This window comes from Yoonia sp. R78084, assembly GCF_044595625.1.
In the GTDB taxonomy this organism is placed as follows: domain Bacteria; phylum Pseudomonadota; class Alphaproteobacteria; order Rhodobacterales; family Rhodobacteraceae; genus Yoonia.
This window is the reverse complement of sequence record NZ_CP138993.1, coordinates 937,637-964,044: the sequence shown is the minus strand read 5'-3', so window position 1 is coordinate 964,044 and position 26,408 is coordinate 937,637. Positions and strand designations below refer to the sequence as shown.

Genomic DNA, 26,408 nt, shown 5'->3' with positions numbered 1-26,408 from the left:
GGCGGGAAGCCGAAGCCCCCCGCCCCCGTTGGGAGGGTCTTTAGAAGACAGGCTTCGTGAACTCGCTCATGTTGTCCTGTGTGATCTTCGGTGTGTCGAAGTAGTTCAGGAACGGCAGCTCTTCACCATCGAGAAGGTCAATCGCTGTCTTCAGCGCGGCTTCTGCATCGTCCACAGGGGATTGATAGATCGAACCCCAGTATTCGCCACGCTCCATTGCCTCGTAACCGACTGCAAAGTTTGTCGCACCGACGAAGGTAATCCCCTCGGTCCGGCCAGCGGCATTCGCTGCGTTCAATGCGCCAACACCCATGTTGTCATCACCAGCGTAAACGCCGTCGATGTCATCATACTTCACAAGAAACGCTTCCATCACCTGCTGTGACTTCTCGCGGTTCCAGTCGCCTGGCTGTGTTTCAAGCAATGTCACGTTCGGGCAAACCTCTGGCAGGCGCTCTTCAAAGCCCTGGGCGCGCTCGATCGCGGTGGTGTAGCCGGGCTGACCGGAAATCTGCACGACCTGTGCTTCATTCTCGATGCCCAGCGCCTTGAAGCGGTCACACATGATCTCGGCCGAGCGTGAGCCTTGCGTGATGTTATCCGGCCCCGAGAAAGAGGCAACGAAGTCAAAGCCTGCTTCGGCAATGTTCGAGTTGGTTACAACAACGGGAATGTCTGCCTGTGCGGCTTTACGCACTGCGGGGATCACAGCTTCACCGTTTGTCGGCCAGATGATGATGGCGTCAACCTCTTGTTGAATGAGGTCCTCCATCTGCGCGATCTGGCGGGCAACGTCGCCGCCGGCGTCAAGCACGACGACTTCTACATTGTCGTTTGCCTCAGCAGCAGCGATGAACGCCTGCTCATAAGTGGTCTGATAGCTGTCAACGCCGACGTTGTTTTGTGTGATGCCGATACGCATCGGGCTGTGGCCATCAGCGAACGCCGCGCCAGCGGTCGCGATTGCGGCTGTTGCAACGGTTGCAGTCAAAGTTGTTCGGATTGTCATGTTACGTTTCCTCCCTGAAATCGTCTGATGTTCTTTATCGCCCCACTCCTCCGGCGGGGAATCGCACTGCTCTCGTGAACAGGTGATGCAGACAAGGATGCGCGCCGACGCAACGGCAAACCTCACCATTAATATCCATTATGAATATCATTATATCCGTTTTGGATATTTTTGTGATACGATTCAACTCCCTCAACAATGATAGTGATCGGACGTGGAAAATGTCAGCCGACAAAATATCCAAAACGAACAAATTAGCCCGTAAGACAGCACCCCCGCGACGTCAGGGTCCTGTTGTAGCGCCCGGAAAGGGGCATTCAAGCGCAATGAACGCAATGACCGGAGATAACATGAGAAGGTTTGCTGCCCCAGAGGCAAAGACCGCCATGCTTCGCGCAATTGCCTTTGCCGAGGATCTGGGCGACGAGCTGGAAGACTTTGGCCATCTGTCTTCGCCCAATCCCAATATCCGGATTATTGCCGCCCTGATGCGCGGCCATATCGAGGGAAAGGTCGTCACGGCAACGTCACTGATTGGCGCAAGCCGTGCGCCCTATGCGACAGCCAGCCGCCGCTTGCAGGAGATGTTCGAGGCAGGGCTGGTCGAAAAACGCCCCCGCACACGCACCGGCAAAAGCTATTCCATGCACCCCAGCGAAACGCTTCTGGAGCACTGGATGCAGATGTCCAACCGCCTTGAGCGGCTTTCGGCAAAGCACTTCGGCACCACATCAGCACTTGGGAGCACCGAGGATTACTACTTTGGCGGCACCTATATGAACGTCAAATCAATCCCGCCCCTGCAAGTCCTGCCTGAGCCGCTCAAACTTGCCGGAGGATTGCGGGTTCTGGTGCATGGTGATCCGACGTTTATGGTCATGGATAACCTCAAACGCCAGTTTGAACAGACGCTTGGCGCTCAGATCCATCAACGTGCCTTTTCCATTGATCGCCTGCGCTCGGAGGCCAAGATCAACGCAGAGCGCAAGGCAAGCCGCTACGACATTATCGCGGTCGACCTGCCGTGGGTTGGTGAATTCGCCGACAGCGGAATCCTGATGCCTCTGGAAGAGGTGATGGATATCGCGCAGCTTGACCCCGCAGATTTCCACACGGCAGGCTGGCAGGCCGCGCACTGGAATGGCAAGCTCTATGGTGTTCCTGCGCAAACTACCCCTGAACTCCTGTTCTATCGCAAGGATCTTTTTGCACAGAACGGATTGGTGCCGCCGCAGACCACGGACGAATTGCTGACAGCAGCCAAAGCCTTGCATGCACCGCAGCGGGGGCAGTACGGCATCGCATGGAACGCAGCACGCGGCACGGCTTTGGGCCACACGGTTCTCATGACCTTGGCGGATTTCGGTCAGCCTATCCTTGATCTTCCCAGGATTGCGGGCGGTTTTGACACCGCGCATCTTGCGAAAGGCCAGTATCGCGTCACGATTGATACCGAAGCCGGACTGCGGGCCGCCGAGTTTCTTCTTGAGCTATTGAAATATTCTCCGCCAGAAATCCTGTCGATGTCCTGGTATGAGCGGGTCCGCCCCTATGCAAGCGGCCGCATTGCGATGGCCTACGGCTATACACTGCTTGCACCCTATTTCGAGCTCGACGATTCATCGCCTGCGCAAACACAAACGGGCTATCTGCCACATCCGGCAGGTCCGAATGCATCACCGGTCGCCCCTGTCGGCGGTTATATGATGGGCATTCCTGCAAACCTGCCCAAGGAACGCGTCGCGGATGCTGTGGCGGCCTTGCGGGTCTTTACATCACCCGAAGCTCAAAAACTCTACGTCCAGAACGGCAGCCGCACGAACCCGCGTTACTCTGTTGCGGCTGACCCCGATGTCCGGCGCGTATCGCCCATTTTTGAAGCCGTTGATGCCATGTCATGGCGCGACGAGCTCCAATTCTGGCCGCGCCCGCCCATCCCGGAAATCAACGAAATTATCCAGATTTGCGGTGAGGAATTCCACGACATGCTGCGTGGAATTGTCAGCCCGAAAGAAGCACTGCGTCGCGCACAAGGGAGGGCGGACGCCATCATCTAACGCACGCAATGACGTGTTAACAGGAGGAGAAACCAATGGACCCCAATCGCCTGAAAGGGAAAAACATTTTGATCACCGGTGCCGCGCGCGGCATGGGAGAAGCCAACGCCAAGGCCTTTGCCGCTCAAGGCGCCAATGTCTGCATCGGCGATCTGGACGGAGATCAGGCACAAGTCGTGGCCGACGCGATCAACGCCGAAGGCAATGGCAAAGCCGTCGCGGTGAAGATGGATGTGACCAAGCGCGAAGATAACGCAGCCGCAGTTGCCGCCACGGTTGAGGCATTCGGGTCCATCAACGTGGGTGTTTTCAACGCCGGTCTGAACAAGCCCCGTTTCTTCATGGATATCGATGAAGACAACTGGGACATGATCATGAACGTCAACACCAAGGCCATGTGGCTGGGGATGCAGGAAACCGCCCGCCAGATGATCGCGCAGGGTCCGATGGAAGATCACCCCTATAAGCTGATCAACGTCGGCTCGATTGCATCGCGCAAACCGCTGGTTGATGTGACTGTCTATTGCACCTCGAAATATGGCTGTCTTGCCCTGACCCACTGTGGTGCCATCGGTCTGGCCGAGCATAACATCACCGTCAACGGCTATGCGCCCGGCGTTGTTGTGACGCCGCTTTGGGAACAACTCGACAAGGATCTTGTCGATATCGGTTTCAAGGAAAAAGAAGGCCAGGCCTATGACGACATCGTGCGCGATGCGCTGCAGATCAAGCGCGTGTCCTACCCCAAGGATATCGTCGGCACCGCCTCTTTCCTTGCATCCGACGACAGCGACTACATGACCGGCCAGATGATCCACATCGATGGCGGCTGGTGCATCCAGTAACGCACCACCCTTTCAAATTCCAAAATTCAGACGGGGCCATGCGCCCCGAAGGAGACCGCAATGTCAGAACGTCCGGGCAACGCCCTTATGCCAAACCTGCTCACCCCCATGGACCTCGAGCCCAACTGGGAATGGCGCGACAAACTGCCGGCCCACGGCCATATGTCGGTGGATTTCGAACGCCGCATCGACCACGACCGCCTGCGCCGCTACCGCCTTGCGCGGACACGCCAGTCTTTGCAAAACTCGAACGCGGGCACGCTTCTTTTGTTCGATGTGAACAATATCCGCTACGTCAGCGCGACCAAGATCGGCGAATGGGAACGCGACAAGATGTGCCGTTTCTGTCTGCTGACAGGCGATGACAGCCCCTATGTGTGGGATTTCGGATCTGCCGCAGAGCACCACAAACGCCATTCCGACTGGCTCGAGCCCAGCCACTGCCTTGCCGGTGTTGTGGGCATGCGTGGTACGATCCCGCCGGAATTCGGACTGATGAAGAAATACGCCAAGCAGATCGCCGGATTGATCCGCGATGCCGGTATGGCCGATATGCCCGTGGGTGTGGACTATGCTGAAACGGCCATGTTCCACGCGCTGCAAGAAGAAGGGCTGAACGTGGTCGACGGCCAGCAGATCATGCTGGCGGCGCGCGAGATCAAGAACACGGATGAAATCCAGCTTTTGACCCAGGCGGCAGCCATGGTCGATGGCGTCTACCACATGATCTACGAAGAGCTGAAACCGGGTGTGCGCGAAAACGATATTGTCGCGCTTTCCAACAAGATGCTCTACGAGATGGGATCAGACGATGTCGAGGCGATCAACGCCATTTCCGGCGAACGCTGCAACCCGCATCCGCATAACTTTACAGACCGCCTTATCCGCCCAGGCGATCAGGCCTTCTTTGATATCCTGCAATCCTATCAGGGCTATCGCACCTGTTATTATCGCACGTTCAACGTCGGCCGCGCGACCCCGTCGCAGAATGACGCATATACCAAGGCACGCGAATGGATCGACGCGTCCATCGCGATGATCAAACCGGGCGTGTCCACCGATAAGGTTGCCGAGGTATGGCCAACGGCCCAAGAGCTGGGTTTCGCAAGCGAAGACCAGGCCTTCGGTCTGCAATTCGGTCACGGGCTTGGCCTTGCACTGCATGAACGGCCCATCATCAGCCGTGCGGTGTCGATGGATCACCCGATGGAGATCAAGACCGGCATGGTCTTTGCGCTGGAAACCTACTGCCCCGCCACGGACGGATATTCCGCCGCTCGGATCGAGGAAGAGGTGGTTGTGACCGAGACAGGGTGCGAAGTCATCAGCCTCTTCCCTGCCGAAGAGCTGCCCATCGCCAACCGCTACTAGAACACCGACAGGCCGCTGCATTTTCGTGGCGGCCTGCACATCACGCCTTATCAAACGACGATCCGGCAAGGGGGGAGCCCGCCATGGCCAAAGCCAAAACAAATTCCGAGGACTATCTGCGCATGTACCGCCAGATGGTCCGTATCCGCAGCTTTGAAGACAATGCAAACCAGCTGTATCTCTCGGCCAAAATGCCGGGCCTGACCCATATGTATTCGGGCGAAGAGGCCGTCGCCGTCGGCATCTGTGAGGCGCTGAAAACCACCGATAAAATCACTTCTACCCACCGTGGCCACGGCCACTGTGTTGCCAAGGGTGCGGACTTCAAGGAAATGTTCTGCGAACTTCTGGGCAAGGAAGAGGGCTATTGCCGCGGCAAAGGCGGCTCGATGCATATCGCGGACCAGTCCAACGGCAACCTTGGCGCAAACGCCATCGTCGGCGGGTCTATGGGGATCGCCACGGGGTCTGCCTTTACCGCCAAAATGCTGGGTAAGGATGACGTCACCGTCTGTTTCTTTGGCGACGGCGCCACCGCACAGGGCCTGATGTACGAGGTCATGAACATGGCCGCCCTGTGGAACCTGCCCGTCATCTACGCCTGTGAAAACAACGGCTATTCCGAATATACCAAGACCGAGGAAATCGCCGCCGGATCAATCACCGCCCGCGCCGAGGCCTTCGGGATCGAAGCGCATCAGGTGGATGGGCAGGATGTTCTGGCCGTCAACAAGCTGGCCAACGATCTGGTCGCGCGTGCGCGCAAGGGCGAAGGCCCGTTCTTTATCGAACTGATGACCTACCGCTACCACGGCCACCATGTGGGCGACATCAACCGCGAGTATTACCGGTCCAAAGACGAAGAGAAGGACTGGAAAGACAACCGCGACCCGATCATCCGGTTCCGCGCACATCTGGTGAATGAAGGCCTTGCTACCGAGGAAGAGATCGACGCGCTCAACGCCGAGATCGCCAAAGACGCCGAAGAGGCCGTCAAATACGCGCTGGACGCGAAATATCCTGATGTCTCCGAAGTCGACATGCACGTCTTTTCCGACATCAAACACGCGCTGGCATAAGGAGAATTTGCGATGCGAGAGATCACCCTATCCCAAGCCGTGAACGAAGCACTGGCCGAAGAAATGCGCCGCGACGAGACCGTGTTCATCATCGGTGAGGACGTGGCCGAAGCCGGCACGCCGTTCAAAGTCCTTTCCGGTCTGGTCGAGGAATTCGGCACAGGTCGCGTGGTCGACACCCCGATCGCGGAACCCGGTTTCATGGGTCTTGCGGTCGGCGCGGCCATGACCGGCACGCGCCCTGTTGTCGATCTGATGTTTGGCGATTTCATCTTCTTGATCATGGACCAGCTCTGCAATCAGGCGGCCAAGACGCATTACATGTCGGGGGGCAAACTTAGTGTGCCGCTGGTGTTGCGCACGAATATGGGTGCCACACGCCGGTCTGCGGCCCAGCACAGCCAGTCGCTGCATGCGCTTGTCGCCCATATTCCTGGTCTCAAGGTCGCTATGCCGTCCTCTGCCTATGAGGCCAAGGGCCTGATGAAGACCGCGATCCGCGACAACAATCCGGTCGTCATTTTCGAAGACAAACTGATGTATCAGGACAAGGCCCCTGTACCCGAAGAAGAATACCTGATCCCCTTTGGCGAGGCAAATATCAAGCGCGAAGGCAGCGACATCACATTGATCGGCACCTCGTCGATGGTGCAGGTTTGCGAGAAAGCCGCCGAAATTCTGGCCGCTGAAGGTATCAGCGCCGAGGTGATCGACCCGCGCACGATTGTGCCGCTGGATGAAAAGACCCTGCTGGAATCAGCGCGCAAGACCAGCCGTGTCATCGTGGTGGACGAAGGCCACCAGAGCTTTGGTGTGACCAGCGAAATCGCGAGCCGCATCAATGAAAAGGCGTTCTATCACCTTGATGCCCCTGTGGTCCGCATGGGCGCGATGGATGTGCCGATCCCTTTCAGTCCAGCGCTTGAAGACATCACAGTGCCCACGTCCGAAGGTGTCGCCGCCAAGGCGCGGCTGCTGGTCGGCGGGGAGATGATCCATGCCGCTTGACGTCATCATGCCCGCGCTCGGTATGGCCCAGGAAACGGGCCTGATCGTCGCGTGGCACAAACAACCCGGCGATGCGGTCACCAAGGGTGACATCCTGTTCGAGGTCGAGACCGACAAGGCCACGATGGAGGTCGAGGCCGCCGCAGACGGTTTCCTGACCGACGTCGCCGCCGGCGAAGGGACGGATGTGCCTGTTGGCAATGTTATCGCCAAAATCTCGGACAGTGCCGAAAGCGCAGCACCCGCACCTGCCGAAGAGGCGGCCCCTGCCCCGTCCGACGACCTGCCTGAAGGCAAAGAAGTCATCATGCCCACGCTGGGCATGGCGCAGGATTCAGGCCTGCTTGTTGCTTGGCACAAAAGCCCCGGTGATGCGGTCAGCGCCGATGACGTGCTTTTTGAAGTTGAAACCGACAAGAGCGTCAATGAAGTCAATGCAGGCTTTGACGGCTACCTTGGTGCCACGCTCGCCGAAGCGGGCGAAGACGTGCCCACCGGCCAGACCATCGCGATCATTACTGCTGAAAAGCCCGCCAACCCTGTCGCGCGCAAAAGTGCTGCGGCCCCTGCACCGCAAGCCGCCGTCGCCGAGGAAAAACCAGCGCCCGTTGCCAAAGCGCAAACGGCGAAAATGGCCCCTGCCCCCACAACGCACGGGCGCATCCTTGCGTCACCCAAACTGCGGCGGCTGGCGCTCGAGCAAGGGCTGGATTTGCAGCGGCTGGTCGACGCGGGGCATCCACAGCCCTTTCATGTCAAAGACCTCGACGCGCTTCGCGCATTGCCGCAAACCTCTGGCGCAACGCAAACGACCGCAGCGCAGGTCTCTGGCCGTTTGACGGCAGAGATTGCAAGCGAAGGTTTCACGGATTTCGCCGACTGGGCCGCAAAATCTGCGCAACTGACCGATACCGCGGCCCTGCTCGCAGGTCTCTGCGCCGCGAGCCACGGCAGCAATACGACAGTGGCGGTCGAAAGCTTTGGCATGACCAAGACCTACGCGGCCTCGGCCCAGCTTAGCGCCACAGAGCCGACCGAGGACGCCGCCCGACTGCGCGTCCGCGATTTGCGCTTCAGCGCGATCACAAGCGTAGCTGTCGGGGCCGAGGATGTGCCGACACTCACGCTCACGCGCACCGGCGCTGGCCTCACGATCACGCTTGAATTTGCGCCAGCGCAACTGGCGCCAAGCGACGCGATCATCCTTCTTTCCAACTTCGCAGGCCGGATGGAGCAACCGCTCCGCCACCTGCTCTGACCACATCGGAGACCAAAATGGACTTTACCGATCTTTATATCGACGGCGCATGGCACAAAGGCGCATCAAACGAACGCTTTGATGTGATCAACCCCGCCACAGAAGAGGTGATCGCCTCGGTCGCCTCAGCCGAGATTGCCGACGCTGACGCGGCCCTTGACGCCGCAGAAGCCGCAATGAAGGAATGGGCTGCACAAACACCGCGCCACCGCTCTGAAGTGCTGCGTAAGGCGTGGGAGTTGATGACAGCAAGGCTCGAAGAATTCGCCCATCTGATCACGCTGGAAAACGGCAAGGCCCGCACCGACGCCATGGGCGAAGCGACCTATGCCGCCGAATTCTTCCGCTGGTTTGCCGAAGAAGCCGTGCGCGCCGACGGGATGCTGACCCATGCCCCCGCATCCGGCGCACGGATCATGGTGCAGCATAAACCTGCAGGGCTTGCCGTGCTGGTGACCCCCTGGAACTACCCCGCTGCGATGGGGACGCGCAAAATTGCGCCCGCGCTGGCAGCTGGTTGTGCGGTCATCATCAAACCCGCCTCGGAAACGCCGCTGACAATGCTCGCGCTTATGCCACTTCTGGAAGAGGCTGGCGTGCCCAAGGGCCTTGTCAACGTGCTGCCGTCCAAGCGCACCGGTGCCTTGGTCGACCATATGTTGCACGATCCGCGCGTGCGCGTTGTGTCCTTCACAGGCTCGACCGGCGTGGGCCGCAAACTGCTGCATTCCGCGGCCGATCAGGTCCTGAAACCCGCCATGGAACTGGGTGGCAACGCGCCCCTGCTGGTCTTTGAAGACGCCGATCTTGATGTTGCCGTCGAAGGCGCGATGCTGGCCAAGATGCGCAACTTGGGCGAGGCCTGTACCGCCGCCAACCGCATCTACGTGCACGCGGACGTTGCAGAAGCCTTCACCGCCAAATTCACCGCCGCAATGGCCGCCTTGAAGGTCGGCGACGGCACAGACCCATCCGTTGATGTGGGCCCTTTGGTGAATGCAGACACCCGCGACAAGGTCGCGGCTTTTGTGGCTGATGCCGTCGCCAAGGGTGCCAAAATCGAATGTGGCGGCACCACCCCCAACGGCAAGGGCTTTTTCTACCCGCCAACCGTCATGTCCAATGTCCCCGAGGACGCAGACTGCGTGCATGACGAAATCTTCGGCCCTGTTGCCGCGATCCAGACATTCACCGATCAGGAAGACGTGATCCGCCGCGCCAATGACACCGAATACGGGCTGGTCGCCTACGTCTTTTCCGAAGACATGAAGCGCGCCCTGCAGGTCTGCGAGCGGCTGGAATACGGCATGGTCGGCCTGAACCGCGGCTTGGTCTCTGATCCCGCAGCCCCGTTTGGCGGTGTGAAACAGTCAGGGCTGGGGCGTGAAGGCGGGCATGAAGGCATGCTCGAATTCATGGAAACGCAATACATCTCGGCCAGCTGGTGAATGTGATGACAGATGTAATCGCCTCTCCTTCCGTCCGCACCCTTGCAGGTCAAAAAGGCATTGATCTGGAAAAACTGGCCCGCGATCTGGGCCGGACCACCATCGCCCGCGAGGATCTGACGGGTGATGCCAAATCCGCATCAGCCCAAAGCGATCACACCAAATACTGGGATGTGGATCACAGCCAGTTCGGCCCTGTGACCGAAGAACCGCTGAGCCGTTTTGCCCAGGTCGCGGCCGGAAACCTTGGTGCTGCAAACACCATGATCCCGCAGGTCACCCACCACGACCGCGCTGATGTCTCGGCGATTGAGGCACTGCGCAAAGAGTTGAAACCGGAGGCGCAGGCACGCGGTGTCAAGCTCACCGCCCTTGCCTTTCAGGTCAAGGCACTGGCACGGGCCCTGCGTGAATTCCCGCGTTTCAATGCGTCGCTGACACCGGATGGCAAGACACTGATCCTCAAGGATTATGCCCATATCGGGATCGCCGTTGATACCGCCCACGGTCTTATGGTGCCTGTGATCCGTGATGCGGACCGCAAGGGTCTTTGGCAGATCGCAAGCGAGATCACCGATCTGGCGGCGCGCGCACAAGCCCGCAAGGTGGGCCCCGATGAAATGGGCGGCGCGTCTATGTCGATCAGCAATCTGGGCGGGATCGGGGGCACAGCCTTCACCCCCATCGTGAACCCGCCCGAGGTGGCAATCCTTGGTCTGACGCGCACCGAAATCACGCCGGTCTGGGATGGCGAGGTATTTCAGCCCAAACCGATGGTGCCACTTGACCTGAGCTATGATCACCGCGTGATCAATGGCGCGGAGGCCGCGCGCTTTGTCAGCTATCTGGCCGGTCTGCTGGGTGATCCCCGCAGGATTATGATCTAGCGGTCAGCCACCGATCCTACAGCCGTCAGGCGCAGGCAAATGATCCCGCTCGTTTCGCAAAGCGGCATTTCCACTTTGATCAAAGCGCTCTAGGGTGCGGCTATGCAGGATCAACTGACGCAGATTTTTGTACTACTGGGCCTCGTTTTCGCGCTGCTCGTCTGGGGGCGTATCCGGTACGATCTGGTGGCGTTTGGCGCACTGATCATCGCGGCGACAATCGGGCTTGTCCCCACCGAGGAGATTTTTTCGGGGTTCGGACACGCGGCTGTGGCGATTATTGCACTGGTCCTGATTGTCAGCCGTGGTCTGTCATCGTCCGGTGCAGTGGAACTGATCGCGTCGCGGCTGATCAACCCTGACCGGCCCGTCCAGTTGCATATCGCTGTTGTCGGCGCGCTGGCTGCGGGATTGTCCGCCATCATCAATAATGTGGCCGCCCTCGCACTGCTCATGCCGCTTGATGTTGAAGCCGCAAAGAAGGCCAAGCGCGCGGCAGGGCAAACGCTGATGCCGCTCTCTTTTGCGACGATCCTCGGCGGCATGATCACCTTGATCGGGACGCCCCCGAATATTGTCATATCCGAATACAGACAGAGTGCCCTTGGCGAACCCTACGGTATGTTTGATTTTGCCCCTGTCGGCCTTGCCGTGGCCGTTGCAGGCATTGCATTTGTCTCGCTGTTCGGTTGGCGGCTTTTGCCGTCGCGTACTGCGGTCATGGACCAGAAAAAAGAGGTCAGTCAGGGACGCTATGTGGCGGAACTGCGGATCGGCGAACAATCCTTGGAAGAGGGGATGTTGGTCGCTGATCTTTACCCCAAAGCGAATGACGCTGACGTCAATATTCTTGGCCTGATCCGGCGCGGCAAACGCGTCCGCGGTCTTGCGCGACGTGTTGAATTGCAGGCGGGTGATTTTCTTGTGGTTGAAGGGGACCCAAAGGCAATCGAGGCCTTCATGGGTCAGGCTGGGCTTGATTTTGCAGGATCCGAAAAGCACGAAGGCGGCGTGGTTGCACCCGGTCTTACGCTGACCGAGGCCATCGTGCCCGAAGGTGCGCGCATTGACGGGCGCACGGCGCGCAGCCTCAATCTGCTGCAACGCCACGCGGTGACGCTTTTGGGTGTATCGCGGGGCGGGCGGAATTTTCAGGACCGTGTGCGCCTTTTGCCGATCCGGCCCGGTGATGTGCTGCTTCTGCTCGGGCCACCGGACCGCGTGGCGGACGCCATTGACTGGCTTGGCGTATTGCCTCTTGAAGGACGCCAGACCGAGGTTGTCCAGCGCAGCAAGGCGGGCCTGTCCATTGCTGTCTTTCTGGCCGCTGTCGGATTAGCGGTTTTGGGGCTCGTGCCTTTGTCTGTTGCGCTGGGTGGTGCGGTGATCGCCTATGTCGCGTTCGGCCTTGTCAGTTCCCGCGAGGTCTATGCCTCGGTGGAATGGAAGGTCATTGTCCTGCTGGCCAGCCTGATCCCGCTGGCTGAGGCCTTCGACCATTTCGGAGGTGCCGATCTGATCGCAAGAGAAATTGTGAGCCTGAGCGAAGGATACCCTGCCTGGGTGTCGCTTGTCGCGCTGATGGTCGTGACCATGACCCTGTCAGATTTCCTGAACAACGTCGCAACCACATTGATCGCCGCCCCCATCTCGATGTCGATCGCAACCGCGACGGGCACAAACCCCGATACCTATCTGATGACCGTTGCGGTCGCCGCGTCCTGCGCGTTTCTCACCCCCATCGGGCACAAGAACAACACCCTTATTCTGGGCCCGGGCGGGTATCGTTTCGGCGACTACTGGCGCATGGGCCTTCCGCTGGAAATCATCGTGATCTGCGTTGCAGTTCCGACAATCCTTGTGGTCTGGCCCTTATAAGCAGACATTTCTTGGCAGGTTCCCGCAGCCATGTTCCGCAATGTGGCTACCGCAAGAGATTGAGGTCATCCATGTCGATCCCGAGTGGTGTGCTCAGATCGTCGATGGAATTGTACAGAAGCTCCAGCGTGTATTGCGGATTATGCGCATAATTGCCCGGATCGGCGGTGACCAGTTTCCAGTTGAAGGCAGTCCGCAGGCTTCTGGGGGTCCATGCCTCGTAGGCGACGGGCGCACCGTCAACCATATCAATAACGCCGTCACCGTTCGCATCCGTAAAGAAATAGGGGTAGCGCGTGCCGTCATAGATCACCGGCATCCCGACCACTTCACGGGAATAATCTTCGATCATGTCAAGCAAAGTGCCGGCATTCGCCATGATGTCGGACCGGATCCCGACAGATGTGTCACCGCTGCCGTCATAGCTTTGGCGTGCAATCCGGATATCCTGCGGGCTGTTGGCTTCGTGGCAGGTCAGGCAGGGCTCGAAAGCAACCTCAAGCGTGTGTGGTTCATGGCACGAATTGCAACTGGCGACGGGGCGTGCGTGAAAGAAGCGCCCGCTGTAGGTATGGTCTTCATATTGAAAGCCGGCGCGCCCGTAGCCGCCCAGCCAGGTTGCGGCAGCCGTCGCATAATGCGGGTTAATGAAACGCAACGTGCTGTCTGGCGCGTCAAGCGCCTTATCGGCCGTTGCCCGTTCGACAGTCAGACCAGCAGCGCGCCCTTGGTGGCAGGTCAGGCAAGAGGCTTCGACACCTGTGACCGGATGCACGATACCGCTTGGAAATGTCACTTCGGCAATCTCTGCCAGTCCGGCATTGTGGCAAGTCCCGCAATCGACAACACCGCCCACATCAATTGTACCGTTCACGACGCCAACCTCTGTTCCGTCCAGACCGTGAAAATCCCGGAATCCTTCTCCCGAATGACAGGTCGCACAGGCGGCGCGCACCTCGCCGTCATCATCCCAATGGCTGAATGCCTCCGAGGCGGCATTAGCATGGGCCGAGCGGAACCAGTCGCTAATCGCCTTGTCATTCCCGATCTCGATCTCTGCCGGTGTGAACGGTCCTGACTTGGGCAAAGCGAAGGGAATAAGCGCTTCGTCATCCTGCACGTCTTGCGCTGTCTGGCTCGCGGCCTGACTGAAATAAAAGACAGCGGCAAGTCCGGCAGCAAGACACAAAGACATTGAGAAATTGGATGAAGGCAAAGGCATGAACGGTCTCCTGTGCTGGAACCTCAAAGGTTGTTTTAAACCATACCGTGCAAGCAACCGCTCGCTTTGATCTATGTCATGTCCTGGATCGCCTTCAGGCTGTAGACGTTGAGGGAGTGATGCGCGGGGGTTGCTGCGCGCAGCAGGCGTTGGCACATGTGATCGGAGGGCAGATGCAAATTCTTGGTTCCGGGACAGGTTTAAACCCGGACTTTCCGTCCCCGCCGGTGACGCCAGGGATAGAGGACGTGGTCACCGAGGAAGCGGCGGTGGCCGCTCCGGAAGGTTCTGCGCTGAAAGTAACCACGCTTGTCAAAGAAGGTGATCTTGTTGCGCAGGGTGCAGCTGTCGCATGTCTGCGGCATGCCCCGGACGTCTGTTTTGTTGCGCCCGTTGCTGGCCGTGTGGCACGTATTTCGCTTCTGGCGGGAAAAAAACTGTCTGAAATAGTTCTGTTTCGCGAAGCTTCGGATGCGGTCGAAACGCACGATGTGACAGGTACCAAGACCGATGCCGGATTGCGGCATCTGATGCAAAGCGCGGGCCTCTGGCCGTTGCTGCGCCGCAGACCTTTCGGGGGTATGCCCCATCCGTCAGAGAAACCCGCCGCAATCGTGGTCATGGCAACGGATACCCGCCCGTTTGCGCCTGATCCGCAGATTGCCCTTGAGGGACGCGAGGATGACTTCGCGCGCGGTCTGGCTGCGCTGGCACAGCTGACCGAAGGGCCTGTTCTTGTGTGTCAGCAAGCAGATGCGCCGGTTCTTGCACTTCCCAAAGGTGACAATAAGTTCAGGTGCGTCACCTGTGGCCCGCGTCATCCACAAGGTCTGGCTGGCCTGCCCATCCATCAACTCTTTCCCGCAGGTCTTGATGCACCCGTCTGGGACATCCATGCCGAAGATACCGCAGCCCTTGGCGCGCTTTTGAAAACCGGCGTGTTGCCAATGACACGGCTTGTCAGCATTGCCGGACAAGCGCTGCGCGAGGCACACCTGCTGCGCACTCATCCGGGTGCCGACCTGCGGCAACTGACGCAGCGCATCGTTCTGCCCGGACCGCATCTACTGATGTCGGGATCACCACTGGATGGCCATCCGGCAAGATGGCTGTCACCCCGCGACAGGCAGGTCACAGCGCTGCCCCGCGAGACAGCGCAAAACAGACCCCACTGGTTCATCGCCGCCCTGACGCGGTCTGCGGGCAAGACACCTGCCATCCCGACCGCCGCATTGACCCAGTCTTTCGGGGCCGGTCTTCCCGCTATCCCGTTTTTGCGTGCGCTCAGTGCAGGCGACGATGAAACCGCGCTCAGCCTCGGTATTCTTTCTCTGCTGGAAGAGGATGTGGCACTTGCCGATTATGTGCTGAGCGAAAACGGACAAATCACCGCGCAGTTGCGTGCCATGCTCGACCGGATCAAGACGGAATTTGCAGCATGAACCGCGGTTTGTGGAACCGCGAAACCGTCGCAGCCATCCTGATCGCGGCCTATCTTCCAATGGCACTATTCTGGCTTTGGCTGGAAGGCACCGACGCCTTGGCGCGGCTGGGTTTCACCGCGCTTGTCATCGCTGTCTGGCACTTGGTTTTCATGTTGACGCGCGCGCAGGCGCCTTCCCTCGCAGCCGTCACTGCCGCCTTTGCAATCGCGATGCTGGCGCCAGAGGACCTTGGGATCTTCCGTTTGGCGCTTGGCATCAGCTTTGGTGTGGTGATGGGTGAGCTTGTGTTCGGCGGATGGGGGCGCAACGTCGTGCATCCGGCAACCGTTGCGCTGTCGTTTCTGGGATACGGCTTTCCAACTGCTGCATGGCCGGTGCTGGACGCGCCCATCGCATGGGCCGCAATTCCTACCGCACTGATCGGCATGGCAACCGGGGTGATGCCCGCGCAGGTTATTGCTGGCGCGGTTCTCGTTGCAGGCGGGGCGGCGGCGGCGGGCCTTTTGGGGGAACCCGCGCTTTTGGCCGGAGGCATTGTTTTGGTGCTTCTGGTGGCTGATCCGGTCACCAGCGCGATCACCCTGCCCGGGCGCTGGGTCAACGGCGCGCTCTATGCCGCGCTTCTAACACTTTTTGCAACGGGCTGGACCGGGGCCGCCCCCCTTCAAATCGCAGTGGCCGCGGCCCTGCTCACATCACTTGCGGCCCCGCTTTTGGACGAAGCCGTGTTGGCGCTTTGGGTTGCACAACGTCGGAGGCGACATGGCAGGACGTGAATGGAACCCCTGGCGGCGACTGTTGGCCTTGCCAAATGAAAGCCGCGCGAAAACAGTGATCATTGCCTTTCTGGTGTCAGCGGTTTGTGCGGCATTGGTCAGTAGCGCGACAGTGGTGCTGCGCCCGATCCAGACCGCCAATCGCGCGGCAGAGGAACAGGCCCGCATTGCCGCACTGGTACAGGGCATCCCCGGGATGGCGACACTACTCGAACAGTCGGGCGGCACGCTCTCGACCGTTGTGATCAACCTCGAGACCGGTCGTGCCGCCACCGACGTGACACCGGCGAACCTTGAGGCAACGTTGCGTGATCAAACATACTGGACCGTGCTGGATGCCGCACAGGACTTGGCCGGTCTGGGACAGCGGCCCGATTTTGCGCAGGTGTTCTTGCTGCGTGAAAATGACAGCGTCTCGCTGGTGCTTTTGCCGATCAGCGGTCAGGGCTATGGCGGGCGCATTGATGCGATCATTGCGCTGCATGGTGACATGAACACCATCGCGGGGATTGCGGTAACGCAACACGCCGAGACACCCGGTCTTGGGGGGCGGATTCAAGAGGCATCATGGCAGGGCACATTCCCCGGGACGGCATTGCGCGATGATAACGATGACATGCGTTTTGAAGTAGCGCGCGGTCCTGCGGCTACCGCCTATGAGGTTGATGGCATTACCGGGGCCACGCGCACCGGACGCGGGGTAACACAGATGGTGCGGTTCTGGCTGGGGCCGGACGGTTACGGCCCTTTGCTTGACGCAATCCAGCGGCAGGAGTTCTGAGCAATGCCGCAGGTCCCCTCATATTGGAGCACCCTGACGACGCCGCTCATCCGGCAGAATCCGGTGACTTTGCAGATCCTCGGGATTTGCTCGGCGCTTGCGGTGACGACCTCGCTTGTGACCGCCCTGACCATGTCGGTATCCCTGACTGCGGTTCTTACCCTTGCCGCAGGTCTTGTCAGTGTCATCCGCCGCCATATCCCCGATACAATCCGGCTGATTGTGCAGATCGTGATTGTCGCCTCTCTCGTGATCGTCATCGACCAGATCTTACAGGCCTATTTCGCCGAAATCAGCCGTGCACTTTCGGTCTATGTTGGCCTGATCACGACCAATTGCCTCGTGCTGGGCCGGACCGAGGCCTATGCCAGACACCACCCCCCGCTGCCTGCGATGGTTGACGCGTTTGGCAACGGGCTTGGCTATTCCCTGATCCTGATCGTGATCGGCGGGCTGCGCGAGCTTCTGGGAAAAGGTCAGCTCTTGGGCGCGCAGGTTCTGTCGCTTGCGGATGCTGGCGGGTGGTTTACGCCGCTCAGTCTGATGCTGCTTGCGCCATCGGCCTTTTTCCTGCTGGGCATCTTGGTGTGGGCCGTGCGCAGCCTCTATCCTGGGCAAATCGAGCAGCCTGAATATGCGCCAGCACAACAAAAAAGCCCCGCCGAATGACCGGGCTGTGGGATATCTTTGTGACTGCGGCTTTTGTCGACAACATGCCGCTGACGCTTTTTCTGGGCCTGTGCACCTTTCTGGCCTTGTCCAAACGCCCCGAGGCCGCATTGGGCCTTGGCGTGGCAATGACGGGCGTGCTGGGGTTCACGGTGCCGCTGAATTACCTGATTTACCAAGGCTTTCTGGCACCCGGCGCATGGGCTTGGGCCGGCCTGCCGGACTTGGACCTTTCCTATTTGGCCCTGATTGCATTCATCGGGGTGATCGCAGCGGCGGTACAGCTTCTTGAGATGGTGCTGGACCGGTTCTTTCCAAAGATACACGCGGCGTTTGGTGTCTTTCTGCCACTTCTGACGGTGCAATGCGCGATCCTTGCCGGCAGCCTTTTCATGGTCGAGCGGAGCTATAACCTCGCAGAGTCAGCAGCCTTTGGCCTTGGCAGCGGGCTGGGGTTTGCCCTGGCCGTTGCCATGCTTGGCGCGATCCGCAAACGGCTTGTCTATGCTGACCTTCCGGCTGGTTTGCGCGGCCTCGGGATCGCGTTCGTCCTTGCAGGGCTGATGTCGCTGGGGTTTGCCTCTTTCGCGCAGATGGCGGTGGCGCAATGACAGAGGTTCTTTTTGGCAGTCTGATCATCGTGGTCCTGATTTTGGGGCTCACGTCCGTGCTCTTGCTGCTCAAGGCGCGTCTTGTGCCCGATCAAGGTCTCGACGTCGCGGTGAACAGCGATTTGCACCTGACGGCACGTCGCGGTGACCGGCTTTTGGGTGTGCTGCATAACGCAGGCATCATGATCCCTGCGGCTTGTGGTGGCACAGGCACCTGCGGGCTGTGTCGCGTCACTGTGACGGGACAAGGCGCTGGCCAGCCACAGGCCACCGAACGCGGCGTGTTGTCGCCCCGTGACCGCCGCGCGCATATCCGGCTCGCCTGCCAGACCACATTGCGCGGCGATTGCGCAGTCAAAGTCCCCGATGACATCCTGAGCGCGGGCGGCGGGTTTACGAGCAAAGTGTCTTCCACCCGCATGCTGGCGCCGCTGATCCGCGAGATCGTGGCGGACCTTCCGACCGATCACGCCTCCGACTTTCGCGCGGGGGATTTCATGCAAATCACCGCACCGCCCTATCAGCTGGACTTCGACACGCTCGCCCTTCCCGAGACCTTCCGCGATGCATGGCAAATCGCAGGATGGCGCAGCATGCGGGTCGGCTCCGACACAGAGGTAACACGCGCCTATTCCCTTGCCAGCAGGCCGGAGGACAAAGGCCGCGCGGTGTTCAACATCCGCCTCGCCGTCCCCCCCGCAGGGCGCGAGAACGAGATCCCGCCCGGTATTGTGTCGTCATGGCTCTTCTCGGTGGCGTCGGGCGACGATATTACACTCTCGGGTCCGTTCGGCGATTTCCATGTGCAACCGACCACGCGGGAGATGGTCTTGGTGGGCGGCGGTGTCGGCATGGCGCCACTGCGCGCGATGATCCATCAGGAACTTGGCCGAGGTACCAAGCGGCGGGTGCGGTATTTCTACGGTGCGCGTGCAGCGATTGATCTGCTCTATGCCGACGAATTCGCAGCACTGGCCAAACGGCACAAAAACTTCAGTTGGACGCCTGCCTTGTCCGATCCTGCCCCGGGTGATCGCTGGACCGGGGCCACCGGTTTCATACACGAGACACTGCGTGCCGAAATGGGCAGCCATCCCGCACCCGAGGATTGCGAATACTACCTGTGCGGCCCCCCTGTGATGATCTCGGCTGTCCTGTCCACCTTGGGTCAGCTTGGGGTCGACCCTTCTTCAATCTTTTACGATGATTTCGGAGCTTGAGCATGATGCAAACTGTCTTTCAGCCCTCCCGCCGCAGCGCAATGACGATGCTCGGCGCCGCGCTGCTGGCGCCGCGTGTCGGCCTTGCGGCCCCTGTCGAAATCATGTCGGGCGCAGCGTTCGGCACATATTGGCAAATCAGCGCACCCGATGGCGGCGGCGCATCGGAACTTGCCGCAGACATTCAGCAGTTATTTGATGGCATCGACAGGGTGTTTTCCCCGTGGCGATCCGACAGCACAATCAGCCGGTTCAATCGTGGTCGTGCCGGCGCGACCGATCCTGCGTTCATAGAGGTGACAACGGCTGGACTCGAGATCGCGCGCAAAAGTGAGGGCGCCTTTGATCCCACGGTGGGGCCGTTGGTCGCGCAGTGGGGCTTTGGCCCTGTGATGCAAGGCAGCGCACCGGATTGGCGGGCGTTGTCGGTCGGTCCCGATCTACTGACAGGGGCGCGCGCTGATCTGACGCTTGATCTTTGCGGAATTGCCAAAGGCTGGGCACTCGACCGTGCTGCTGGGCTGGCACGCGACGCGGGCTTTGACAACCTACTGATAGACCTTGGCGGAGAGCTTTATGCACAGGGACAACACCCCGCAGGCCGCGACTGGCATGTCGCCATTGAGGCGCCATTGCCAATGCACAGCGCACCTGCGGTGCTTAGGTTGCCGACGGGGGCCGCTGTTGCCACATCCGGTACGCGGGCCCAGAGCTATCAACTCAACGGGCGGACCTATAGCCATATTATTGATCCCCTGACGCGCGCCCCTGCGGCGGGTGGTTTGCGATCTGTGACCGTCGTAGCGCCCGACGCCATGACCGCTGACGGGTGGGCCACGGCATTATGTGCGGCTGGTGCCAGCGCCGGTCCGGACCTTGCTACGACGCAAGACATCACGGCGCTTTTCCTGATCGAACAGGAAGGTACGTTGCGGGCCTTGCGCACAGGCCAGATCTCCCAGTTCATTCTATAGGGGGCGTCAATTGGAAGTCTTGTTCGCCATTGTCATTGTCAGCCTTGCTGCAGGTGGGATCGGTCTCGGGCTCGCTCTGGGGCGGAGTCCGGCGCGGACAAGTTGCGGTGCGGCAGATGATCTTGCTGTCGGGCGGTGTGCGGATTGCCCGTTGCGACGGCGCGGCGCACGAAAGGAACCGACATGACCGAATACACAATCGGTGCGATCATGCGCACCGATATCATCACACTGACCGGCGAGACACCGATCCGGCGCGCTGTTGCTGCTCTGGTTGACGCCAAGACGCCAGCGGCACCTGTGCTTGATGAAAACGGGAACCTCGTTGGCATCCTGACCCAAAAGGACTGTTTCCGCCCGACACTGCATGCCAGCTATCACCGCGAATGGACCGGTCAGGTTGCCGATTTCATGTCGCGCGACGTGGTCTGTGTTGACGTCACCGATGAAGTCATTCGTATCGCGGAGATGTTTGTCAAAGAACCGCACCGTGTCTTTCCGGTGCTGAAGGCCGGTCAGGTTGTGGGTCTTGTCCATCGCTCGGATATACTGGCATTCCTGACGCGGTTCGGCTGAGACGCCACTGCCGAATTGATATCGGTCAATGCCGCGCGCATCTGACGTGCAAGACTCCGTCTCAAGTGCTGCAATCTGCGGCAGGGAGAGGAGGACCATGCCTGTTCAACGCATCCACAAAACCGCGACCCAAGCCAACATGTCTGACTATGATGCTTTGCGCGACAGTTTCGATTGGTCAGACGCACAAGCATTGCTGGATGGTCTGCCTGACGGGCATCTCAACATCGCCCACGAAGCACTCGACCGGCATGTGGCGGCGGGGCACGGTGATCAGGTTGCGCTGCGCTGGATCGACAAGGCAGGCAATCGCACCGACTACACATATGTTGACCTCGCGCAGCAAGCGAACCGCTTTGCCAATGTCCTGCACGCGCACGGGCTGAAAAAGGGTGACACGGTCTATAGCCTGCTGGGACGCGTGCCAGAGCTTTACATCGCGGCACTTGGTACACTGAAAGCAGGCTGCGTTTTCTGCCCCTTGTTTTCCGCCTTTGGACCGGAGCCTGTTCAGGCGCGTTTGCAGATCGGTGAAGCGCGCGCGCTGGTCACGTCCACCCGGCTTTATAAACGCAAGGTCGCTGGTATCCGTGATACCGTGGCAACCCTCAAGGATGTGTTCACCATTGACGGTGCGGCAGACGGTACGACCGAACTTGCGCCATTGATGGCTGCGGCCCCGGACATATTCACAACCGCTCTGACCCTGCCCGAAGACCCTGCCCTGCTGCATTTCACATCAGGGACAACCGGCAAACCCAAAGGCGTGGTGCATGTGCACCAAGCCGTTGTGGCCCACGATACGACCGGCAGGATCGCCCTCGATCTGCGCGCCGGTGATGTCTACTGGTGCACGGCCGATCCGGGCTGGGTGACGGGCACATCCTACGGGATCATCGCGCCGCTGACGAACCGCGCCACAATGATCGTGGATGAAGCAGAATTTGATGTGACGCGCTGGTACGACATCCTCAGCACCGAGGGCGTGAACGTCTGGTATACCGCCCCCACAGCCATCCGTATGTTGATGAAGGCCGGGGCCGATGCCATTGGCGTGCGCAGCTTTCCGGACCTGCGGTTCATGGCCAGCGTGGGCGAGCCATTGAACCCCGAGGCGGTGATCTGGAGCAATGACACCTTCGGGATGCCCTTCCACGACAATTGGTGGCAAACCGAGACAGGCGGCATCATGATCGCCAATGACGCCGCGATGGATGTCAAACCCGGCTCTATGGGTAAACCGCTGCCCGGCATTACCGCGGGAATTGTCGAGGTTTCGGGCGATACTGTCACCGAATTGACCGCGCCAATGGCCATGGGTGAACTGGCGCTGCGCCCCGGCTGGCCGTCGATGATGCGGGCCTATCTTCATGAGGAAGCGCGCTATCAGAAGTGCTTTAAGGATGGCTGGTATCTCAGCGGCGATCTCGCGATGCGCGATGCCGACGGCTATTATTGGTTTGTGGGCCGCGCCGATGATCTGATCAAAAGTGCGGGCCATTTGATTGGCCCTTTCGAGGTGGAAAGTGCCTTGATGGAACATGAAGCCGTCGCTGAGGTCGGGGTGATCGGGCTGCCGGATGAAACCGCCGGGCAAATGGTCAAGGCCTATGTTGCTCTGAAACCGGGCTATGCGCCAACCGATGACCTACGTCTTGATCTGCTGGGCCATGCCCGCAAGCGGCTGGGACCCGCGGTTGCCCCCAAAGAGATCGCCTTTCGTAAGAACCTGCCGAAAACACGCAGTGGCAAGATCATGCGGCGCCTCTTGAAGGCCCGCGAAATGGGGCTGCCCGAGGGCGATATTTCAACGCTGGAGAGTGACGAGACATGACCGTGACCCGCACAAAACCCCGACTTGATAGCGCCCATGTGCGCGAACTGCTGCACAGCATGCTGCGTATCCGCATGTTCGAGGAGAAATGTGCCGAGGCCTATACGCAGGAAAAAATCCGCGGGTTTCTGCATCTTTATGACGGGGAGGAAGCGATCGCTGCGGGCATCATTCCTTTGCTGGAGGATCACGACAGGCTTGTTGCGACCTACCGCGAACACGGCCATGCGCTGGTACGCGGTGTGCCCATGGGGGCTGTGCTCGCCGAGATGTACGGCAAATCAAATGGCTGCGCGGGTGGGCGCGGCGGGTCGATGCATCTGTTCGATGCGGATCGCAACTTCTATGGCGGGAATGCGATTGTGGGGGGCGGTTTGCCGCTTGCCGTTGGGCTTGCGCTTGCCGATCGCATGCAGGGCAGACAAGCGACAACCGCCTGTTTTTTTGGCGAAGGCGCTGTCGCCGAGGGGGAATTCCACGAAAGCCTGAACCTCGCCAAGCTGTGGGGACTTCCGGTTCTGTTTGTCTGCGAAAACAACGGCTATGCGATGGGCACACGGTTGGACCTGACCGAGGCCGAAATTGATATCACAACCAAAGCGCGGAGTTATGCCATTACGGCAGAAGCCGTTGACGGAATGGATGTTGTTGCTGTCGAGGCCGCGGCCCGCAGGGCCCTGCAAACCATCGCGGAGACCGGCAAGCCCTACTTTCTGGAGTGCCGCACATACCGGTTCCGCGCCCATTCCATGTTCGATGCCCAGCTTTATCGCCCCAAAGAGGAAGTGGCCGCATGGCGCGAGAAAGGCCCGATTGTGCGGTTTCAGAAATGGGCCATGCAAAGCGGGCTTTTGCACGCGCATGACATCGATGAAATCAAGGCCGAGATCGCGTCTGAAATCGGTGAAGCCGTGGCATTTGCCGAGGCTGGCGCGGATGAACCGCTGGATCATCTGACCCATTTCGTCATGGCCCCTGACCGCCCCGCCCCGCCCGAAGTCGCAGTGCCGGGAAAGATGATCGAGACCACCTACCGCGAGGCTGTCAAAGCGGCGATCACGGACGCGATGACCCGCGACGACCTTGTGTTTTTGATGGGTGAGGACGTGGGCCATTACGGCGGGTGCTATGCCGTAAGCAAGGGCCTGCTTGACCGGTTCGGTCCGGACCGTATCCGCGATACGCCTTTGTCGGAATCCGGTTTTACCGGTGCGGGTATCGGGGCGGCCATCGCGGGTATGCGCCCGATTGTCGAGGTGATGACTGTGAACTTTTCCTTGCTGGCGCTGGATCAGATCATGAACACAGCCGCCACCCTGCGGCATATGTCCAACAACCAGTTCGGCGTTCCCGTGGTGATCCGCATGGCAACAGGTGCGGGCAAGCAACTGGCCGCCCAGCATTCGCACTCGCTGGAAGGCTGGTATGCCCACATTCCCGGCCTGCGCGTGCTGGCCCCTGCCACCATGGAAGATGCGCGCGGGATGCTTTGGACCGCCCTGCAAGATCCCGATCCGGTGCTGATCTTTGAAAATGTCATGCTGTATAATCGCACGGGCGAACTGGCCGAGAACGCAGGCCCCGTTGATATTGACCGCGCTGTGGTGCGGCGTGCGGGGCGCGATATCACGCTGATCACATATGGCGGATCGCTGTTCAAAACGCTTGAGGCCGCCGAAGCGCTGGCGCGCGACGGTATTGTTGCCGAGGTGATTGACCTGCGCAGCCTGCGACCGCTGGATATGGCAACGATCAAGGCCTCGGTTGCCCGCACCCACAGGGCGTTGATGGTGGATGAAGGCTGGCGCACAGGGAGCCTTGCAGCCGAAATCGGGATGCAACTGGCCGAGGATGCGTTCTACGACCTTGATGCGCCGCTCGCGCGGGTCTGTAGCGCCGAGGTGCCGATCCCCTATGCGGCCCACCTTGAACAGGCGGCCATCCCGCAAGTGGACAGCATCATTACCGCAGTAAAACAGGTCATGGAGAATAAGCCGTGAGTACATTCCTCATGCCCTCTCTTGGCGCAGACATGGAGGACGGAACCTTGGTTGAACAACTCGTAAACCCTGGCGACGCGGTCACGCGTGGCGAGATCATCGCAGCGGTTGAGACCCAGAAAGGGGTTATTGAAATCGAAGTCTTCGAAGACGGGTTTCTGGATAAATGGCTGGTCCCGCTGGGCACGAAAGTCCCTGTCGGAATGCCCATTGCGATGATCCGTGCCAGCCAAGACCCTGACGAACCCGCGGTCCCGCAACCCGCCGATCCGGCCCCTGCACCACCACCGCCAGAGGCCCCGCAGCCCGAAGATCCCGTTGCGCCGCCGACAACACCGGAAGAGCCGCCCGCCGCGCCAGAGCAACCTGCCGAACCGCCGCAGGAGCTGTCACAACCGGTCCGCCAGCGCGTCAGTCCCGCCGCCCGCAGACGGGCCGCACAAACAGGGTTTGATCTGGCAAGCCTCGGCACAGGCAGGATTATCTCACTTGCCGATGTTCCCGAAGCGAGGGACAAACCCGACACGGAACCCCTCTCTGCGATGCGGCAGGCGATTTCGGCGGCAATGACGCGCGCGAAACGCGAGATCCCGCATTATTATCTATCTGATACGATTGACCTGACGTTGGCAGAGGCGTTCATCGGTAACTACAATGCCGATAAACCGCCCGATGCCCGTCTCGCGTTGAGTGTGCTCTATATCCGTGCGGTTGCCTTGGCCGCCCGAAAGAACCCCGACTTCAACGGCCATTTCGAAAATGACCAGTTCAGCCCTGCCGACTCCGTGCATCTGGGTATGGCGATCAACCTGCGCGGTGGCGGGCTTGTCGCCCCTGCCCTGCATGATGCGGACAAAGACGACCTCGAAACACTGATGACACGGCTCAAAGACCTTGTGACGCGCGTGCGTCAGGGGCGGTTTCGGGCGCGTGAATTATCAGACCCGACAATCACCCTGACCAGTCTGGGCGACCGTGGTGTGGCCGGCATCACCGGCGTAATTTTTCCGCCGCAGGTGGCCATTGTCGGGATTGGCACACCCGGCCTCCGGCCAGCGGTTGTTGACGATAAGGTTCAGCCGCGCCGCCTTGCACAGATTACCCTTGCCGCCGATCACCGCGTCAGTGACGGACACCAGGGGGCAAATTTCCTCCGCACGATCATCAAACACATGCAGACACCGGAGCAGCTATGACTGACGATCCCCTACGCGACTTGCTTATCAGACATCTGGGGCGCATCGCCCCCGACATTTCCTTGGACGACGTCGATACGGGCGCCGATCTGCGCGAGGAATACGACATCGATTCGATGGATTTCATGACACTGATCACTGCTTTGGGCAAAGAGCTTTCCTTGCCGATGCCAGAGGCGGATTACGACCAGATGCGCAGCTTTGATGATCTGCTCGCCTATCTGCACCGTCAAAGCACGACACAGGCCAAACCGACATAGAAAG

The 26,408-nt window shown here is 59.9% G+C and carries 23 protein-coding genes; 21 read left to right on the top strand and 2 right to left on the bottom strand.

Going from position 1 to position 26,408, the window contains the following annotated elements:
* Positions 1-40: 40 nt before the first annotated feature.
* Positions 41-1,009: a sugar ABC transporter substrate-binding protein gene (locus tag SJY29_RS04960; RefSeq protein WP_400087544.1), complete on the bottom strand. Its 969-nt coding sequence runs from the start codon at positions 1,007-1,009 to the stop codon at positions 41-43.
* A gap of 386 nt (positions 1,010-1,395) precedes the next feature.
* Here SJY29_RS04960 and SJY29_RS04955 point away from each other — a divergent pair, with 386 nt between their 5' ends.
* The 9 genes from SJY29_RS04955 to SJY29_RS04915 all read left to right on the top strand — a co-directional run bounded on the left by SJY29_RS04955 (position 1,396) and on the right by SJY29_RS04915 (position 12,840).
* Positions 1,396-3,066, top strand: coding sequence for an extracellular solute-binding protein (locus tag SJY29_RS04955; RefSeq protein WP_400087542.1), 1,671 nt, complete (start codon positions 1,396-1,398; stop codon positions 3,064-3,066).
* A 35-nt stretch (positions 3,067-3,101) separates the two neighbouring features.
* Positions 3,102-3,911, top strand: a complete 810-nt coding sequence (locus SJY29_RS04950; protein WP_400087540.1) for an SDR family NAD(P)-dependent oxidoreductase — start codon at positions 3,102-3,104, stop codon at positions 3,909-3,911.
* Positions 3,912-3,971: 60 nt separating this feature from the next.
* Entirely contained in the window at positions 3,972-5,282 is a 1,311-nt protein-coding gene (locus SJY29_RS04945) for a Xaa-Pro peptidase family protein (protein WP_110280438.1), read from the top strand.
* An 83-nt stretch (positions 5,283-5,365) separates the two neighbouring features.
* Positions 5,366-6,361: a thiamine pyrophosphate-dependent dehydrogenase E1 component subunit alpha gene (locus SJY29_RS04940; protein ID WP_400087537.1), complete on the top strand. Its 996-nt coding sequence runs from the start codon at positions 5,366-5,368 to the stop codon at positions 6,359-6,361.
* Positions 6,362-6,373: 12 nt separating this feature from the next.
* Entirely contained in the window at positions 6,374-7,369 is a 996-nt protein-coding gene (locus SJY29_RS04935) for an alpha-ketoacid dehydrogenase subunit beta (RefSeq protein ID WP_400087535.1), read from the top strand.
* On the top strand, positions 7,359-8,627 hold the full coding sequence (locus tag SJY29_RS04930) for a biotin/lipoyl-containing protein (protein WP_400087532.1): 1,269 nt from the start codon (positions 7,359-7,361) through the stop codon (positions 8,625-8,627). The genes SJY29_RS04935 and SJY29_RS04930 overlap by 11 nt, the downstream gene beginning before the upstream one ends.
* Positions 8,628-8,644: 17 nt before the next feature.
* On the top strand, positions 8,645-10,075 hold the full coding sequence (locus SJY29_RS04925; protein WP_400087529.1) for an NAD-dependent succinate-semialdehyde dehydrogenase: 1,431 nt from the start codon (positions 8,645-8,647) through the stop codon (positions 10,073-10,075).
* A 5-nt stretch (positions 10,076-10,080) separates the two neighbouring features.
* Positions 10,081-10,962, top strand: coding sequence for a 2-oxo acid dehydrogenase subunit E2 (locus SJY29_RS04920; protein ID WP_400087526.1), 882 nt, complete (start codon positions 10,081-10,083; stop codon positions 10,960-10,962).
* Between the two features lie 102 nt (positions 10,963-11,064).
* Positions 11,065-12,840 (top strand): SLC13 family permease, encoded by a 1,776-nt coding sequence (locus SJY29_RS04915; protein ID WP_400087524.1) that lies wholly within the window; start codon positions 11,065-11,067, stop codon positions 12,838-12,840.
* A gap of 46 nt (positions 12,841-12,886) precedes the next feature.
* Here SJY29_RS04915 and SJY29_RS04910 read toward each other — a convergent pair whose 3' ends face one another.
* On the bottom strand, positions 12,887-14,062 hold the full coding sequence (locus SJY29_RS04910; RefSeq protein ID WP_400087521.1) for a cytochrome c3 family protein: 1,176 nt from the start codon (positions 14,060-14,062) through the stop codon (positions 12,887-12,889).
* Between the two features lie 173 nt (positions 14,063-14,235).
* Between SJY29_RS04910 and SJY29_RS04905 the strand changes: the two genes are divergently transcribed.
* The 12 genes from SJY29_RS04905 to SJY29_RS04850 all read left to right on the top strand — a co-directional run bounded on the left by SJY29_RS04905 (position 14,236) and on the right by SJY29_RS04850 (position 26,404).
* Positions 14,236-15,504 (top strand): Na(+)-translocating NADH-quinone reductase subunit A, encoded by a 1,269-nt coding sequence (locus tag SJY29_RS04905; protein ID WP_400087518.1) that lies wholly within the window; start codon positions 14,236-14,238, stop codon positions 15,502-15,504.
* Positions 15,501-16,283, top strand: a complete 783-nt coding sequence (locus SJY29_RS04900) for an RnfABCDGE type electron transport complex subunit D (RefSeq protein ID WP_400087516.1) — start codon at positions 15,501-15,503, stop codon at positions 16,281-16,283. Before SJY29_RS04905 ends, SJY29_RS04900 begins: the two co-directional genes overlap by 4 nt.
* Positions 16,270-17,064: an FMN-binding protein gene (locus SJY29_RS04895; protein WP_400087513.1), complete on the top strand. Its 795-nt coding sequence runs from the start codon at positions 16,270-16,272 to the stop codon at positions 17,062-17,064. The genes SJY29_RS04900 and SJY29_RS04895 overlap by 14 nt, the downstream gene beginning before the upstream one ends.
* Positions 17,065-17,067: 3 nt before the next feature.
* Positions 17,068-17,733, top strand: coding sequence for an NADH:ubiquinone reductase (Na(+)-transporting) subunit D (locus tag SJY29_RS04890; protein ID WP_400087510.1), 666 nt, complete (start codon positions 17,068-17,070; stop codon positions 17,731-17,733).
* Positions 17,730-18,344, top strand: a complete 615-nt coding sequence (nqrE, locus tag SJY29_RS04885; RefSeq protein ID WP_400087507.1) for an NADH:ubiquinone reductase (Na(+)-transporting) subunit E — start codon at positions 17,730-17,732, stop codon at positions 18,342-18,344. Before SJY29_RS04890 ends, nqrE begins: the two co-directional genes overlap by 4 nt.
* Positions 18,341-19,564 (top strand): NADH:ubiquinone reductase (Na(+)-transporting) subunit F, encoded by a 1,224-nt coding sequence (nqrF, locus tag SJY29_RS04880; RefSeq protein ID WP_400087504.1) that lies wholly within the window; start codon positions 18,341-18,343, stop codon positions 19,562-19,564. The genes nqrE and nqrF overlap by 4 nt, the downstream gene beginning before the upstream one ends.
* A 2-nt stretch (positions 19,565-19,566) precedes the next feature.
* Positions 19,567-20,538 carry an FAD:protein FMN transferase gene (locus SJY29_RS04875; protein WP_400087501.1) on the top strand — a complete coding sequence of 324 codons (972 nt, stop codon included), beginning with the start codon at positions 19,567-19,569 and terminating at the stop codon, positions 20,536-20,538.
* 183 nt (positions 20,539-20,721) lie between these two features.
* Positions 20,722-21,114: a CBS domain-containing protein gene (locus SJY29_RS04870; protein WP_400087498.1), complete on the top strand. Its 393-nt coding sequence runs from the start codon at positions 20,722-20,724 to the stop codon at positions 21,112-21,114.
* 97 nt (positions 21,115-21,211) lie between these two features.
* Positions 21,212-22,948, top strand: coding sequence for an acetate--CoA ligase (gene acsA / locus SJY29_RS04865; protein ID WP_400087495.1), 1,737 nt, complete (start codon positions 21,212-21,214; stop codon positions 22,946-22,948).
* Entirely contained in the window at positions 22,945-24,948 is a 2,004-nt protein-coding gene (pdhA, locus tag SJY29_RS04860; RefSeq protein ID WP_400087492.1) for a pyruvate dehydrogenase (acetyl-transferring) E1 component subunit alpha, read from the top strand. Before acsA ends, pdhA begins: the two co-directional genes overlap by 4 nt.
* The gene (locus SJY29_RS04855) at positions 24,945-26,144 is read left to right on the top strand and encodes a dihydrolipoamide acetyltransferase family protein (RefSeq protein ID WP_400087489.1); all 1,200 of its coding nucleotides are present in this window, start codon (positions 24,945-24,947) and stop codon (positions 26,142-26,144) included. Before pdhA ends, SJY29_RS04855 begins: the two co-directional genes overlap by 4 nt.
* Complete coding sequence (locus tag SJY29_RS04850; RefSeq protein WP_400087486.1) at positions 26,141-26,404, top strand: acyl carrier protein; 264 nt, start codon at positions 26,141-26,143, stop codon at positions 26,402-26,404. Before SJY29_RS04855 ends, SJY29_RS04850 begins: the two co-directional genes overlap by 4 nt.
* Positions 26,405-26,408 lie beyond the last annotated feature (4 nt).

Bases quoted from the DNA above. Each gene is read 5' to 3' on its own strand.
- SJY29_RS04960 (WP_400087544.1), bottom strand. From the start codon at position 1,009: ATGACAATCCGAACAACTTTGACTGCAACCGTTGCAACAGCCGCAATC.
- SJY29_RS04955 (WP_400087542.1), top strand. From the start codon at position 1,396: ATGCTTCGCGCAATTGCCTTTGCCGAGGATCTGGGCGACGAGCTGGAA.
- SJY29_RS04950 (WP_400087540.1), top strand. From the start codon at position 3,102: ATGGACCCCAATCGCCTGAAAGGGAAAAACATTTTGATCACCGGTGCC.
- SJY29_RS04945 (WP_110280438.1), top strand. From the start codon at position 3,972: ATGTCAGAACGTCCGGGCAACGCCCTTATGCCAAACCTGCTCACCCCC.
- SJY29_RS04940 (WP_400087537.1), top strand. From the start codon at position 5,366: ATGGCCAAAGCCAAAACAAATTCCGAGGACTATCTGCGCATGTACCGC.
- SJY29_RS04935 (WP_400087535.1), top strand. From the start codon at position 6,374: ATGCGAGAGATCACCCTATCCCAAGCCGTGAACGAAGCACTGGCCGAA.
- SJY29_RS04930 (WP_400087532.1), top strand. From the start codon at position 7,359: ATGCCGCTTGACGTCATCATGCCCGCGCTCGGTATGGCCCAGGAAACG.
- SJY29_RS04925 (WP_400087529.1), top strand. From the start codon at position 8,645: ATGGACTTTACCGATCTTTATATCGACGGCGCATGGCACAAAGGCGCA.
- SJY29_RS04920 (WP_400087526.1), top strand. From the start codon at position 10,081: ATGACAGATGTAATCGCCTCTCCTTCCGTCCGCACCCTTGCAGGTCAA.
- SJY29_RS04915 (WP_400087524.1), top strand. From the start codon at position 11,065: ATGCAGGATCAACTGACGCAGATTTTTGTACTACTGGGCCTCGTTTTC.
- SJY29_RS04910 (WP_400087521.1), bottom strand. From the start codon at position 14,062: ATGCCTTTGCCTTCATCCAATTTCTCAATGTCTTTGTGTCTTGCTGCC.
- SJY29_RS04905 (WP_400087518.1), top strand. From the start codon at position 14,236: ATGCAAATTCTTGGTTCCGGGACAGGTTTAAACCCGGACTTTCCGTCC.
- SJY29_RS04900 (WP_400087516.1), top strand. From the start codon at position 15,501: ATGAACCGCGGTTTGTGGAACCGCGAAACCGTCGCAGCCATCCTGATC.
- SJY29_RS04895 (WP_400087513.1), top strand. From the start codon at position 16,270: ATGGCAGGACGTGAATGGAACCCCTGGCGGCGACTGTTGGCCTTGCCA.
- SJY29_RS04890 (WP_400087510.1), top strand. From the start codon at position 17,068: ATGCCGCAGGTCCCCTCATATTGGAGCACCCTGACGACGCCGCTCATC.
- nqrE (WP_400087507.1), top strand. From the start codon at position 17,730: ATGACCGGGCTGTGGGATATCTTTGTGACTGCGGCTTTTGTCGACAAC.
- nqrF (WP_400087504.1), top strand. From the start codon at position 18,341: ATGACAGAGGTTCTTTTTGGCAGTCTGATCATCGTGGTCCTGATTTTG.
- SJY29_RS04875 (WP_400087501.1), top strand. From the start codon at position 19,567: ATGATGCAAACTGTCTTTCAGCCCTCCCGCCGCAGCGCAATGACGATG.
- SJY29_RS04870 (WP_400087498.1), top strand. From the start codon at position 20,722: ATGACCGAATACACAATCGGTGCGATCATGCGCACCGATATCATCACA.
- acsA (WP_400087495.1), top strand. From the start codon at position 21,212: ATGCCTGTTCAACGCATCCACAAAACCGCGACCCAAGCCAACATGTCT.
- pdhA (WP_400087492.1), top strand. From the start codon at position 22,945: ATGACCGTGACCCGCACAAAACCCCGACTTGATAGCGCCCATGTGCGC.
- SJY29_RS04850 (WP_400087486.1), top strand. From the start codon at position 26,141: ATGACTGACGATCCCCTACGCGACTTGCTTATCAGACATCTGGGGCGC.